The organism is Arthrobacter sp. MOO21, assembly GCF_057369995.2.
The window spans coordinates 712,364-724,859 of sequence record NZ_CM170671.2 but is presented as its reverse complement, the minus strand read 5'-3'; the positions used below and the strand labels follow the sequence as shown (position 1 = coordinate 724,859).

The 12,496-nt window shown below is 66.1% G+C and carries 13 protein-coding genes; 7 read left to right on the top strand and 6 right to left on the bottom strand.

Annotation, left to right across the window (positions count from 1 at the left end; genetic code table 11):
- The first annotated feature begins 31 nt into the window (after positions 1 to 31).
- The 4 genes from AC2JAJ_RS03275 to AC2JAJ_RS03260 all read left to right on the top strand — a co-directional run bounded on the left by AC2JAJ_RS03275 (position 32) and on the right by AC2JAJ_RS03260 (position 4,329).
- Positions 32 to 448: an acyl-CoA thioesterase gene (locus AC2JAJ_RS03275; protein WP_221387194.1), complete on the top strand. Its 417-nt coding sequence runs from the start codon at positions 32 to 34 to the stop codon at positions 446 to 448.
- Positions 449 to 515: 67 nt separating this feature from the next.
- Entirely contained in the window at positions 516 to 776 is a 261-nt protein-coding gene (locus tag AC2JAJ_RS03270; RefSeq protein ID WP_486414273.1) for a PLDc N-terminal domain-containing protein, read from the top strand.
- 72 nt (positions 777 to 848) lie between these two features.
- Complete coding sequence (locus AC2JAJ_RS03265) at positions 849 to 3,080, top strand: McrB family protein (RefSeq protein WP_221387070.1); 2,232 nt, start codon at positions 849 to 851, stop codon at positions 3,078 to 3,080.
- Between the two features lie 46 nt (positions 3,081 to 3,126).
- The gene (locus tag AC2JAJ_RS03260) at positions 3,127 to 4,329 is read left to right on the top strand and encodes a 5-methylcytosine restriction system specificity protein McrC (protein ID WP_486416750.1); all 1,203 of its coding nucleotides are present in this window, start codon (positions 3,127 to 3,129) and stop codon (positions 4,327 to 4,329) included.
- On the opposite strand, the gene AC2JAJ_RS03255 is transcribed toward AC2JAJ_RS03260, so the two are convergent.
- Entirely contained in the window at positions 4,298 to 5,959 is a 1,662-nt protein-coding gene (locus AC2JAJ_RS03255; RefSeq protein ID WP_486414274.1) for a sensor histidine kinase, read from the bottom strand. The two genes, AC2JAJ_RS03260 and AC2JAJ_RS03255, sit on opposite strands and share 32 nt — an antisense overlap.
- 94 nt (positions 5,960 to 6,053) lie before the next feature.
- Here AC2JAJ_RS03255 and AC2JAJ_RS03250 point away from each other — a divergent pair, with 94 nt between their 5' ends.
- Positions 6,054 to 6,818 carry a response regulator transcription factor gene (locus AC2JAJ_RS03250; RefSeq protein ID WP_221387068.1) on the top strand — a complete coding sequence of 255 codons (765 nt, stop codon included), beginning with the start codon at positions 6,054 to 6,056 and terminating at the stop codon, positions 6,816 to 6,818.
- Here the strand turns inward: AC2JAJ_RS03250 and AC2JAJ_RS03245 are convergent.
- From AC2JAJ_RS03245 to bioB, 5 genes are all read right to left on the bottom strand, one after another.
- Positions 6,791 to 7,201: an Hpt domain-containing protein gene (locus AC2JAJ_RS03245; RefSeq protein ID WP_221387067.1), complete on the bottom strand. Its 411-nt coding sequence runs from the start codon at positions 7,199 to 7,201 to the stop codon at positions 6,791 to 6,793. The genes AC2JAJ_RS03250 and AC2JAJ_RS03245 overlap by 28 nt on opposite strands.
- A 186-nt stretch (positions 7,202 to 7,387) precedes the next feature.
- Positions 7,388 to 7,831 carry a very short patch repair endonuclease gene (locus AC2JAJ_RS03240; protein WP_473693756.1) on the bottom strand — a complete coding sequence of 148 codons (444 nt, stop codon included), beginning with the start codon at positions 7,829 to 7,831 and terminating at the stop codon, positions 7,388 to 7,390.
- Positions 7,832 to 7,850: 19 nt separating this feature from the next.
- Positions 7,851 to 8,285 carry a pyridoxamine 5'-phosphate oxidase family protein gene (locus AC2JAJ_RS03235; protein WP_221387065.1) on the bottom strand — a complete coding sequence of 145 codons (435 nt, stop codon included), beginning with the start codon at positions 8,283 to 8,285 and terminating at the stop codon, positions 7,851 to 7,853.
- A gap of 49 nt (positions 8,286 to 8,334) precedes the next feature.
- Positions 8,335 to 8,580, bottom strand: a complete 246-nt coding sequence (gene bsaP, locus AC2JAJ_RS03230) for a biotin synthase auxiliary protein BsaP (protein WP_486414275.1) — start codon at positions 8,578 to 8,580, stop codon at positions 8,335 to 8,337.
- Positions 8,577 to 9,578, bottom strand: coding sequence for a biotin synthase BioB (gene bioB, locus AC2JAJ_RS03225; RefSeq protein WP_486414276.1), 1,002 nt, complete (start codon positions 9,576 to 9,578; stop codon positions 8,577 to 8,579). Before bioB ends, bsaP begins: the two co-directional genes overlap by 4 nt.
- Positions 9,579 to 9,798: 220 nt before the next feature.
- Here bioB and AC2JAJ_RS03220 point away from each other — a divergent pair, with 220 nt between their 5' ends.
- Together AC2JAJ_RS03220 and AC2JAJ_RS03215 are read left to right on the top strand one after the other, a co-directional pair.
- Positions 9,799 to 11,526: a purine-cytosine permease family protein gene (locus tag AC2JAJ_RS03220; RefSeq protein WP_486414277.1), complete on the top strand. Its 1,728-nt coding sequence runs from the start codon at positions 9,799 to 9,801 to the stop codon at positions 11,524 to 11,526.
- A 202-nt stretch (positions 11,527 to 11,728) separates the two neighbouring features.
- Complete coding sequence (locus tag AC2JAJ_RS03215) at positions 11,729 to 12,391, top strand: DUF6318 family protein (RefSeq protein WP_486414278.1); 663 nt, start codon at positions 11,729 to 11,731, stop codon at positions 12,389 to 12,391.
- Positions 12,392 to 12,496 lie beyond the last annotated feature (105 nt).

Genomic DNA, 12,496 nt, shown 5'->3' with positions numbered 1-12,496 from the left:
CGGGGGCAAACGGATCGAAGTCCTGGTGCCGATGCGCTGGGGAGACATGGACGCCTACGGCCACATCAACAACGTTCAGATCGTCCGGATGCTGGAGGAGGCACGCATCGCGGCGTTCGGTCCGCCACGGGGAGCCGGGCTGCCGGGCGTTGAGCCACGGGTGTCGCTCTTCAACGACGTCCCCGAGGGAACCATGGCCCTGGTGGTGGACCACAAGATCCGGTACGTCCGGACCCTGGAGTACCGGAACGTTCCGGCGGTGGCGCAGGTGTGGATCGGTGCCGTCAAGGGTGCCAGTTTCGATATCCACTACCTGCTCCAGGACCCCGTTACGGGTGAAGACTGCGTGACGGCGAGCAGCCACCTGGCCTTCGTGGACGAGTCCACGGGCCGGGTGCAGCGGCTTACAAGCGAGCAGAAGGAACGGTTGGCCCCCTACAGGCACTAAGACTCTGGGCAAGACCGGACAGGCAACACTGGACTGGAAGTACCTCCAACAGCGAAAGGAAGAACCGATGGCCAAGAACAAGAACAAGGCCCGGACCGCCAGGAAGAAGAAGACATGGAAGGAGATGTCCACGTCGTCCAAGGTGGGCACCATTCTGGTGGGCATCGTCCAGGTGTCACTGCTGGTGGCGGCGCAGCGCGACATCTCCCGGCGGCCTGCCGCCCTGATCAACGGGCCGAAGGCTGCGTGGCGGGCGGCGTCCTTCATCAATTTCGTCGGGCCCATGGGGTACTTCATCTTCGGCCGCAAGCGCGCCTCGGCCAGCTAGCATCCCGGCCCGGCAGCAGGGCGCCCGGGGGCTTTTGGCGGGCGTCCAGCTTGACCCTGTAAATTTGGGGGCATGACCCCCACCGCCACTGTTGCCATGACCCGTGCCCTGGGCATCTCCAAAGAGATTGAGGACGCGGCGTGGTTCGTGCTGGGACCCGGTCTCCAGGGAAAGGCGTCGCCCCTGGACGGCCGGACCAGGACGTGGTCGGTCCCCGCGGCCGCGGAGCTGCTCGACCGCCTGGAGCGGGGCACCCCGGACCCGAAGGCCCCCATGATGACCAACCTCCGGGACAACCTGGAGGGCGCATCCCGCGGGGCCAAGCAGCTTGCCGTGGAACTGCTCTTCCTGCAGTCCCTTCCGCTTGCCCACGAAGTGAAGTCCCTCAAGGTCAAACGGGCCCGCGTGGCCGAGGCAGCGGGATGGCTGGAGCCGCCGCTGGAACTGCCGGAAGAGCTGTACGCGGGCATGACGGACCACGGCGTCATCCGGGACCGGACCGCCGAATTCAACTGGACCATCTGGGACCACCTCAAGTGGCTTTGCCGGTTCGTCCGGAACGTCGCCCAGCGGCCGGCCCACGTGGTGCAGGCGGCCATCAAGGATCCGCTGCAGTTCCACCGCCTCGCCGCATCCACCCCGGATGACCAGCCGGCCATCCGACGCAGCGTCGAATTCCTGGCCTGGCCCAGCTACTTCGAGCCGGTGGTGGCCGATGTGGAACGGCAGGAAATCCGTGACGCCTTCGCATCGCTGGTGGGCGGAGCGAACGGCGACAGCGAAGAGGACATCACCGCCGACATCCACCGCATCAGGCTGCACCTGGACGAGCAGGCGGGCCAGCGCATCGACTGGTACTCGCGCCAGCTCGTCAGCCAGTGGCGCAAGGTGGGCGACCCCGGGCGGCGGGCCTGGCTGCTCCGGACGCACAGCGACCACGCCGAGCTGCTGACCGCCTGGCATGGCGAGGAGAAGGTGACCCTCGACGTCGAACATCTCCGCCACCTGGACCCGGGTGTGACGGCGGGCGTGGTCCAGCATGCCGTGGACGAGGACTACAAGCACCTTGGCTATGTGGAGCGCGAGGACACCAAGACGGCGGTCTTCGCCTTCCTGACGGTCATGAAGCCGGGGGACCTGGTGCTGTACCAGCACGCCGGGAGCGTGCGGCTTGGCGGCGTCCTGGGGGAGCCCGAGTACAACGATGACAACCGCCGGCTGCGGCGCAAGGTGCGCTGGTTCGACGACGGCCACACCACCACCAGCCTGCCCCGCCACGTCCAGCGCCAGCTTGCAACCCCCGGCATCGTGGTGGACGTGACGCGGGTGGTGCAGGCGCTGCAGGCGCTGCTGCCTGCCGAGGCGGAAACCGAGCCGGACGCGGAGGCGGAAGGCCCCGCCGTCGTCCTCCCTGCCCAGGAAGGCTTCCGTGCCCTGACGCCGGAATTCGCCGCCTCCCTGCACATGGAGCTGGAACCCCTGCAGGAGATCGCCGACCTCCTGGAGGAGAACCGCCAGCTGGTCCTGTACGGTCCGCCCGGCACGGGCAAGACCTACCTGGCCAAGCACCTCGCCGCCGAGCTCGCCGACGACACCACCGATGAGCGGGTCAAGCTGGTCCAGTTCCACCCGTCCTACGCCTATGAGGACTTCTTCGAGGGTTACCGCCCGGACAAGACGGACGAAGGCCAGGTGTCCTTCAAGCTCGTGGCCGGCCCGCTGCGCCGCCTGGCGGAGGAAGCGGCCAAGCCGGGGAACGAGAAGAAGCCGTACTTCCTCATCATCGACGAGATGAACCGGGCCAACCTCGCCAAGGTCTTCGGCGAGCTGTACTTCCTGCTGGAATACCGGGACGACCGGATCTACCTGCAGTACAGCCCCAACGAGCCCTTCACCCTGCCGGACAACCTCTACATCATCGGCACCATGAACACCGCGGACCGGTCCATCGCCATGATGGACGCAGCCATCCGCCGCCGCTTCTCCTTCATCGAACTGCACCCGCAAACCGAACCCGTCAAGGGATCCCTGCACCGCTTCCTGCAGGCCCGCCGGCTGGACCCCACCCCGGCGCTGCTGCTGGACGCCCTCAACGGGGCCATCGACGAGTGGGACCGCGACCTGATGATCGGGCCGTCCTACTTCATGAAGCCGGCCGCCCAGACACCTGCCGGGCTGCGCCGGATCTGGAAGTACGAGCTCATGCCGCTGCTGGAGGAGCACTACCACGGCCAGCTCACCCGGGCGCAGCTGGAGGAGCGCTTCGGGCTGGACCAGCTGCTGGGACGCCTTGCTGCCCGCTAGCCGCGGCGGCACCGGCACTTCAACCGGCGCGGTGCGGCACCTGGTTTTGGACGAGCTCTCCAGCGGACTGGTCGAACGGCTCGACGCGCCAAGCGCGGCCTACCTGAACTCCAGCGGCCTGGCCAAGGCCTCACCCATGGGCATGGGGCTGTACCGGATCGAACCCGTGGGCAAAGTGGGGTCCGTGCGGACACCCACGGTGCAGCTCGATGTGCGGCCGAAGGACCGGCTGGGCCTCAGCCGGCTGCTGTTCCTCCTCAGCTACGCGGGGGAACAGGGGTTCCGCCCGGAAACCGTGGCGGCGGACGAGGACCGGGAGCTGTGGAGCGCCTTGGCCGAGTCCCTCGCGCAGCTGGCCGAGCGGGCCCTGGGCCGCGGCGTCCTGCAGGGCTACCTCACCGTGGACGAGTCCCTGCGGACGGTCAAGGGCCGCATCCGGATTTCGGACCAGATCTCCCGCCGCCCCGGCATGCTGGTCCCCCTGGAGGTCTCCTACGACGAGTTCACCGAGGACATCGCCGAGAACCGGATCCTGCGCGCCGCCCTGGAGCGGATGGCGCAGGTGCCGGGGGTGCGCCCGGAGGTGCTGGGCCGGCTGCGCCTGCTGAAGGGAAAGCTCGACGGCGTCACGCGCCTTCGGTCCGGCGCCCCGCTTCCGCCGTGGAAAGCCACCCGGATGAACCTGCGCTACCACGCAGTGCTGAGGCTCGCCGAGCTGATCCTGCGCAATGCCTCTGCCGAAACGGGGGAGGGCAGGCAGCAGACCGCGTCCTTCGTGGTGGACATGGCGCAGGTGTTCGAGGACTTCGTCGGCACCGCCCTGCGCGGGGCGATGTCCGCCTACCCGGGGGAGCTGCGCCTCCGTTTCAACGCCCTCCTCAGCGAGGCCGTCCGCGACTCCGACCGGCTGTCGGTGCGCCCGGACGCCGTCCACATGCTCGGCGGACGCCCGGTGGTGGCGTACAACGCCAAATACCGTGCCGCGTCGGATGGGGGTGCATCCCTGACGGCCGACCACTACCAGATGCTCGCCCACTGCACGGCGCTCGCCGTGCCTACGGCCTGGCTGGTGTATGCCGGGAAGGGGGAGACCAAGCTCCGCCGCATCCTGAACACCGATATCGACATCGTGGAATTCCCCCTGGACCTCAGCCAGCCGCCGTCGGGCATCCTGGCCGCCATCCGGGACCTCGCCCACCAGTCGTGGGGCGAGGTGCTCAGGACGGTGACACCGGCACGCGGAACGTAAACGTCGTCCCTTCGCCCAGGGTGCTTTCCACGCCGATCGTCCCGCCGTGGGCCTCGACGATCGCCTTGCTGATGGGCAGGCCCAGGCCCACGCCGGGAATCGAGGTTCGCCGGACGCTGCTGGTGCGGAAGAACTTGGCGAAGACCTCCGAAGAGTCCTCCGGGCTCATGCCCATTCCGGTGTCGCTGACCCGGCAGGCCAGGTGTCCGTCTTCCCGGGCTAGGGAAACCACAACCTTGCCGCCGTCCGGGGAGTACTTGATGGCGTTGGACACCAGGTTGTCCAGGACCTGGGAGATCCGGGCGCTGTCCACTTTGGCTTCCAGCGCCCCGGGTGTCCTGGCCTCCAGCACCACTCCGGCCGCCGCGGCCCGGGGCATCGCTGAGGACACGCTGGCGCGCACCAGGTCGGCAACGTCCACCGTGTGCGGCGTGACGATGAGCTGGCCGTCGCGGCTGGCCAGCAGGTCCGAGACCAGGGTGAGGAGCCGTTCGGAATTCCGGCGGATGATCTCCAGGCTGCCACGCTGCGTTCCTTCCGGCTCCTCAGCCAGCAGGATCTCCACGTAGCCCAGGATGGACGTCAGCGGCGTCCGGAACTCGTGCGAAACACTGGCGACGAAATCATCCTTGGCGGTGAGGGCGTTTACGAGGTCGGTCACATCACTGAAGACGATCACGGACCCGGCGAAGCTGCCCTCGCTGTCCGTCATGGCACGTGCCGTCGTCACCACGGCCCGCTGCTCCTTCCCCTCTCCCAGCCATACCAGGTAGTCGGTAAAGGTTTCGCCCAGGACGGCCCGGCGCACCGGGCGTTCCTGCACCGGAATCGGGGTCTTCCGGTCCGCGCCGAACACCAGCAGCTGGGATTCGTTGGGGTCTGCAATGTCCTTGGGCCGGGCCAGTTCATGGTTGGCCCGCTGTTTCCGGTTCATCAGGATGTCGTGGCCGTCCGCGTCCACCGCGAGCACGCCCAGGTGCACGGTTTCCAGCACCGTGTTGAGCAGCTCTTCCTGGCGTTTGCTGGTGCGCAGGCTGGCCCGCAGCTGCTCGTCCTTCTCCTCCAGCTGGCTCTGCTGCCGCATCATGCTCAGGGTCAGGACGCTCACTGACACACCGATACCCAGCATCATTACCGGCAGGAGCAGGGAGCGGGCGAAGTCCTGCGGTGCGTAGTTGCCCTTGAGGAGCAGCGGGACCCAGATGATGGCCAGTGGCCCCAGGAAGGAGAACCAGAGGGCAGCCCTGGGGTAGTAGCCGGATGCGCACATCCAGATGACCGGAAATACCGCCAGCAGGCTGATGCCGGTGAGGCTTTCCTGGCCGCCCTCCCTGCCCAGTGCGATGGAGACGAAATCCAGGAGGGGGATGGCCAGGAAGCTCGTATAGGGCAGCCGGTCCCACGGGACCAGGTAGCACAGTGCCATGAGGACCAGCTGCGATACCAGGAAGGTCACGAACAGCGGGTTGTTCATGGTTTCGGTGAAGAAGGCCCAGACCAGGAACGCTGTCAGGAGGCTCGTCACGAACAAGGGCATCTGGCTCATCGCCACCCGGTCCGTGAGCCGGTATTCGTGGAAGGGGCGTTTGAAGAGCCGCATCCCCGAAGACCAGGCCACGGGGTCACTCATCGCGTGGAGGCGTGGAAGTCGGGGTGTGTGTGGCCATACCAGCAGGATATCCGCAGCCGGTTATACTTCAGACGTCGGCTGCTGAGGGGGCTCTATGAGTGAGGCACGTGTGGGTCTGGTCATCGAGGATGACCACGACATTCGGGAACTGGTTCGTACGGTGCTGACCCAGGCCGGGTTTGAGGTGACCGTCGCCAGCGGCGGAGCCGAGGGGGTCCTCCTGGCCAAAACCCTGAACCCGGATGTCATCACCCTGGACCTGGGACTGCCGGACATCGACGGCTTCGAAGTTTCCCGCCAGATCCGCGAGTTTTCGGATGCCTACATCGTGATGCTGACGGCGCGCACCGAGGAGCTGGATACCCTGATCGGGCTTGAGTCCGGCGCGGACGACTACCTCACCAAGCCCTTCCGGCCGCGGGAGCTCCGTGCTCGGGTTGCCGCCATGATGCGGCGGCCGCGATCAGCACCCGATCCCGGTGACGTTGCCGTGGATCCCGCAGCGGATGGCTCCGCCCATCCGGAAAGGGGCAATTTCAGCCATAACGGGCTGGAGCTGAGCTACGCGTCCCGCACCGTCACTGTGGACGGCAAGGAGATGAACCTGACCCGCACGGAGTTCGAACTCCTGTACGCCCTGCTTGAAGCGGGCCGCACCGTGCGGACCAAGTCGGACCTGGTGCGCCGGCTCCGCGATGAGGATTACGACGTCGGCAGCTACATCAGCGAGGCCGACGAGCGTTCGGTTGAAGTGCACATGGGAAACCTGCGGAAGAAACTGGGAGATTCGCCCCAGCAGCCACGGTGGCTGCAGACCGTCCGCGGGGTGGGTTACCGTTTGGCGCCGGGACAGCACTGAGCCTGCAGCCGGTGCGTGGTTTGCCGGCTGCACAGGGTGATCGGCCGCAGGAACGCTGCAGCCAGCCTCGGCAGCGCCACAGCCATGTCGGCGTGCCGGGCCTCGGCCCGGATCTCGGCCTCCAGGTCCATGGCCAGGCCGGCCAGGCGTTCTGCCCCCACCATTTGGCTGGAGGTCTTCAGGCTGAGGACAGCGTCCATGGAACCCTCCAGGTCCCCGGTGGTCAGGGCGAGCCGTAGCCGGTCCAGCCGTGTCGGCAGGAAGTCGATGAAGTTCCCCACGAAGACCCTGCTGTACCCCTCTTGTTCATCAAGTTCCTCCCGCAGCCGGTCCAAAACGGACTGGTCCACCAGCGGCTTGGGCGCATCATCCGGGGTGCTCATGACACTCCTTTCTGCTGGTTTTCCCACCCTCGGGGAACAGGGTGAAGAGGCGGGGTATGTGTGTTCTTGATCAGGTTAGGGCTGTTCCCTCCCCGCAACCGGGGCCGGAAGGAGAATTGTGGGTTTCTTGATGAGACTGCGGTTTTTTGGGCGCCCTGACGGCGCAGACCTGTTGGCCCGGCACAGCTAGGGGCGGGCCTCCAGGAAGCGCACCAGCTGCGCTTCCAGGGCGGAGCCATCCTTGAGCTCGCACTCCCAGACGGTCAGGACCTCCCAGCCGGCGTCTTCCAGCTGGCGCCGCTGGCCGGCGTCGCGCTCCCGCGTGCGGGCACGTTTGGCGGCCCAGAACTCCGCGTTGGCTTTCGGTGCGTGCTGGCCCACCCGGCAGTCATGGAAGTGCCAGAAGCAGCCGTTGACGAAGATCACCTTGTGGCGGCCGGCGAAGACGAGGTCGGGGTTTCCGGGCAGCCGCTTGCCGCCGCTGGTGCCATGCAACCGGTAGCGGTAGCCCTTGGCGTGCAGGAGCCGGCGCACCACGAGCTCCGGCTTGGTGTTCTTTCCGCGGATCCGGGACATGTTCCAGCTGCGCTGCTCCGGGGTGAGCCGGTCCGCACTGGTGTTGTCCGCCACCCCTCCAGTGTAGGAGCGGCTAGATCTCCCGTTCCGGCTGTTCGCCGAACACGAAGTGCCGCCCGCTGACGGACTTGGGTTCGATCTCCACGTAGAAGTCCTTGAGGGTGGGGACCCAGGTCTTCAGGCCGAGTTCTTCCACGGCTGCCAGCTCGTTCGAGTTGCTGAGGACACGCGCGCTCCCGCGCAGGACAACCGACCACGCCTCCTCGGAAAGGATGCCGTCGGTTTCGAAGAGGACCTGGGCGTTGATGGTCAGTTGGGCCAGCTTGTTGCCCGGCGCCGTCCGCAGGTAGACCTTGCGGTTCGAGGTCACGTAGTTGACGGGGAAGATGTCCGGTTCCCCGGCCACCGAGACCACCAGGCGGCCATGCTTGGTTGCCGCCAGGAGGCGCCACGACTGCTCATCATCGAGTTCCAGGACGGGGTTGCCGTCGGCGTGTTCAAACATCATGTGGACATTCTTCTACCTTCAGTAGAAAGGCGCTAGAGGCCTTTGGCACCTAATCTGAAGCCGTCACACCGTGCCGGGAGCACGTGGCCCACCACCCCTGTGGTGACACCTGCACCTTTTGGCGGCGTCCGCAGGAGGCACAGAAGCGCGGTGGTTCCAGGAGGAGAAGGCTGGCGCAGCCAAGGTGGGCGTTCGACGGCGGGAGGTCGCCGCCGTCGTCCGTTGCCTTGCTTGCGGGCTTGCCGCAGAGTCCGCAGTACGGCCCCTCGGCCCGCCGTGGGGCGGGGCTGTTCACAGGGTCCTCTGCAGTTCCTTGATGGGCATGTTGAGGTCCACCAGGAGGCTGAGATCCGCATCCGCGGGGCGGCCCAGGGTGGTGAGGTAATTGCCGACGATCACGGCGTTGATGCCGCCGAGGAGTCCGTCCCTGGTGCCCAGGTCGCCGAGGGTGAGCTCGCGGCCGCCCGCGTAGCGCAGCACGGTGCGGGGCATTGCCAGGCGGAACGCGGCGATGGCGCGGAGGGCGTCCCTGCCGTCCATGAGTTCCTGGTGTTCGAGCGGCGTGCCGGGCCTCGGGTTGAGGAAATTCAGCGGTACTTCATGCGGTTCCAGCGCCGCGAGCTGGGCGGCGAGTTCTGCCCGCTGCTCCAGCGTTTCGCCCATCCCGATCAGCGCCCCGCAGCACAGTTCCATCCCCGCCGCTTTGACCATCGCGCAGGTTTCGAGGCGTTCTTCATAGGTGTGGGTGGTGACCACTTGCGGGAAGTAGCTGCGCGCCGTTTCCAGGTTGTGGTTGTAACGGTGGACGCCCCACTCCGCCAGCTGGTCCACCTGCCGCTGCGTGAGCATGCCCAGCGAGCAGGCGATGTTGATGTCCACAACTTCCCGGATGCGGTCCATCGCGAACTTGATCTGGTTCATCAGCCTGACGTCGGGGCCGCGCACCGCTGCCACGATGCAGAACTCGGTAGCGCCGGTGGCGGCGGTTTCCTTCGCGGCTTCGACCAGTTCCGGGATGTCCAGCCAGACGCCGCGCACCGGGCTGTCGAACACGCCGGACTGGCTGCAGAAATGGCAGTCCTCGGGGCAGCCGCCGGTCTTGATGGAGATGATGCCCTCCACCTCCACATCTTCGCCGCAGTGGCGGAGGCGGACCTGGTGGGCCAGGTCCAGGGCGGCCGGGAGCGCGTCGTCGGGCAGGCGGAGGACCTCCACCAGCTGTGCCTCGGACAGGCCGATGCCCTGCTCCAGGACCTGCCGACGGGCTGTTTCCAGGATTGCGTGCTGCGTCATCAATGGTCCTTTGTCTCGGGAGGAAATTCTCTCCCCGACGCTAGCCCTGCGCTGTCCGTCCGTTTTTGTGGGGCGGCCACAACCGGCGGCCACGGCTTTTGTTGACAAGACCGGTCAAGACTTAACACTCCCGAAATAATGCTGTGACCGGGCTGTCTTCCCAGCTGGATAGCGTCGCACGCAGACAACGAAAAGCCTGCCAACGAAAGCGACCCACTTCATGGACAACGACACACAATCGACGCAATTACTGGAGCCGACGGCGCCGCCCGCTGCCGCCGTCGTCGGAGGTTCTCCGGCCACCACGACGGCGGGCAACGCCGCCGCCCTCAACGCCACCAAGGAAAGCCTCGAGGACTACACGCTGCGGTTCGCCCCGCGCTCCTACCGCAAGTGGAGCGCCGGGGTGGTGGCCACCAGTGCGCTGGGCGGCATTGCCTACCTGGCCGACTTCTCCATCGGCGCGAACATCGGCATCTCGTACGGCACCGTCAATGCGATCCTCGGCATCCTGGTGGCCGCCGTCGTCATTTTCGCCACCGGCTTCCCGCTGGCGTACTACGCAGCCCGCTACAACATCGACCTGGACCTGATCACCCGCGGCTCCGGCTTCGGGTACTACGGGTCCGTTGTCACCAACGTCATCTTCGCCACCTTCACCTTCATCTTCTTCGCGCTGGAGGGCTCCATCATGGCGCAGGGCCTGGAGCTGGGGCTGGGTATTCCACAGTGGCTGGGATACGCCGCGTCCACGGTGATCATCATTCCGCTGGTGATCTACGGCATGAACACGCTGGCCAAGCTGCAGGTGTGGACCACGCCGCTCTGGCTGCTCCTGATGGTGGTGCCGGTGGGCTACCTGCTGGTCTCCCACCCGGAGAGCATCAACAGCTTCTTCGCGTACACAGGCGCCAGCGGGGACGGCGGCCCCAACCTGGCGTCCGTCATGCTCGCTGCCGGGGTGTGCCTGTCCTTGATGGCGCAGATCGCCGAGCAGATCGACTACCTGAGGTTCATGCCGCCGCGCACGGACGCGAACCGCAGTGCCTGGTGGAGGGCCGTGATCCTGGCGGGTCCGGGCTGGGTGATCTTCGGCGCGATCAAGCAGATCGTGGGCCTGTTCATCGCCGTCTACCTGATCGCCACGCTGGATCCTGCCGCGTCCGCCACCGCGAACGAGCCCGTGCACCAGTTCCTGGGCGTGTACCAGGAAATGATGCCGGCCTGGCTGGCCATGACGCTTGCGGTGGTGCTGGTGGTCATTTCACAGATCAAGATCAACGTCACCAACGCCTACTCGGGCTCGCTGGCCTGGACCAACTCCTTCACCCGCATCACCAAGACCTATCCCGGCCGGATGGTGTTCGTGGTGGTGAACCTGGTCATCGCGCTGGTCCTGATGGAAGCGAACATGTTCGACTTCCTGAACACCATCCTCGGGTTCTACGCCAACTGCGCCATGGCCTGGGTGGTCACGGTGGCGGCCGACATCGCCATCAACAAGTACCTGCTCAAGATCTCCCCGAAGGTCCCGGAGTTCCGGCGCGGCATGCTCTACGCCGTGAACCCCGTAGGGTTTGGGTCCATGCTGGCCTCGGCCGGAATCTCCATCGCGGTGTTCTTCGGCGCCTTTGGTTCAGCCATCCAGCCGTACTCGCCGATCTTCGCCGTTGGCCTGGCCCTGGTCCTGCCGCCGGTCCTGGCCGTGATGACCCGCGGCCGCTACTACCTCCGGCGCACCGACGACGGCATCGACCTGCCCATGTTCGACGCCGACGGAAACCCCAGTGACGCCAAGCTCCTGTGCCACGTGACTGGGATCGAGTTCGAACGGCCGGACATGGTGCGCTCGGCCCAGGACGCGCCCGACGGCGGCCCGCAGTACGTTTCTTCGCTCGCCCTGTCCACGGACAAGACAGGGGAGTTGGTGCTGCCCGCGCAGAAGTAGCCGCGCGGGTAGTTGGGGGAGGAAAGCCGGCGCATCAACGGTGCGCCGGCTTTCCTTTTGACTTCTTTCCCGGCCCGCCAGCGGTGGTGGAACGGGGCGCGGGTGCCTGTGGATAAGTTTGATCGGCGAATTGTGACGTGGGCTACCCTTAAGGCACTGTCCGGAGCAAGCCGTCTTGAAACTACTGGGGGAATAGCGGCCCATGACATCACAGAACCTCTTTGCGCCACTTGCCGTGCGTTCCACTGCCGGAGCCGTTCTTGTTGCCGGCGCCCTGGTGCTGGCCGGCTGTGCCGGCGGCGCGCCCGCAGATCCAGGGTCCACCTCCCGGGCGGCAACGGAGGCCGCAACACCCAGCGCCTCGGCCACTCCAACCCCTACGCCCAGTGCTGCCTACAAACCGGCTGACGCATCTGGCCCTGCCCAGAACGTCCCCGTACCTGTGCTGCCCGAGGTGGCCAAGACGGAGACGAAGGAGGGGCTGGAGGCGTTCGCAAAGTATTGGTACTCCACGCTTGGATATGCGTATGAAACAGGCGACATGGCCCCACTTGAGGCAGTTTCTGTTCCGTCGTGCACAAGTTGCGCGAAGGTGAAGAAGGAAGTGACGGATTGGCATACGGATGGGCGGTGGTTGGCCGGGGGCCGTTTCTCTGTTGAAGCCGTGGATAGCAACTTCGTCGAGTCTCAGCCGTCTACCTATCAGGCTATTGTTCAGGTCCGCCAGGAGGGCATCAGTTACCACCTTGCTGACGGAAGTGTGAAGGGGAAATTGGACGCACTCCCCACAACACCTGACATCCTTGTGGCTTCTTACACGGATGCAGGTTGGAGAGCCCAGACAGTCGAGCACATGGTTAAGTGATGGAGACACTTTTCCGGGGGATGCTCCCGCTGCTAGGAGCCCTGGTGTGTCTCTACTTGGTGATCACCCCTTCTTCTGCATTGGCGGAAGAGGGTCCCCCTTCTA

Excerpts from the sequence above, each read along its gene's own strand:
- AC2JAJ_RS03275 (WP_221387194.1), top strand. The coding sequence starts at position 32 with ATGCGCTGGGGAGACATGGACGCCTACGGCCACATCAACAACGTTCAG.
- AC2JAJ_RS03270 (WP_486414273.1), top strand. The coding sequence starts at position 516 with ATGGCCAAGAACAAGAACAAGGCCCGGACCGCCAGGAAGAAGAAGACA.
- AC2JAJ_RS03265 (WP_221387070.1), top strand. The coding sequence starts at position 849 with ATGACCCCCACCGCCACTGTTGCCATGACCCGTGCCCTGGGCATCTCC.
- AC2JAJ_RS03255 (WP_486414274.1), bottom strand. The coding sequence starts at position 5,959 with ATGAGTGACCCCGTGGCCTGGTCTTCGGGGATGCGGCTCTTCAAACGC.
- AC2JAJ_RS03250 (WP_221387068.1), top strand. The coding sequence starts at position 6,054 with ATGAGTGAGGCACGTGTGGGTCTGGTCATCGAGGATGACCACGACATT.
- AC2JAJ_RS03245 (WP_221387067.1), bottom strand. The coding sequence starts at position 7,201 with ATGAGCACCCCGGATGATGCGCCCAAGCCGCTGGTGGACCAGTCCGTT.
- AC2JAJ_RS03235 (WP_221387065.1), bottom strand. The coding sequence starts at position 8,285 with ATGATGTTTGAACACGCCGACGGCAACCCCGTCCTGGAACTCGATGAT.
- bioB (WP_486414276.1), bottom strand. The coding sequence starts at position 9,578 with ATGACGCAGCACGCAATCCTGGAAACAGCCCGTCGGCAGGTCCTGGAG.
- AC2JAJ_RS03220 (WP_486414277.1), top strand. The coding sequence starts at position 9,799 with ATGGACAACGACACACAATCGACGCAATTACTGGAGCCGACGGCGCCG.
- AC2JAJ_RS03215 (WP_486414278.1), top strand. The coding sequence starts at position 11,729 with ATGACATCACAGAACCTCTTTGCGCCACTTGCCGTGCGTTCCACTGCC.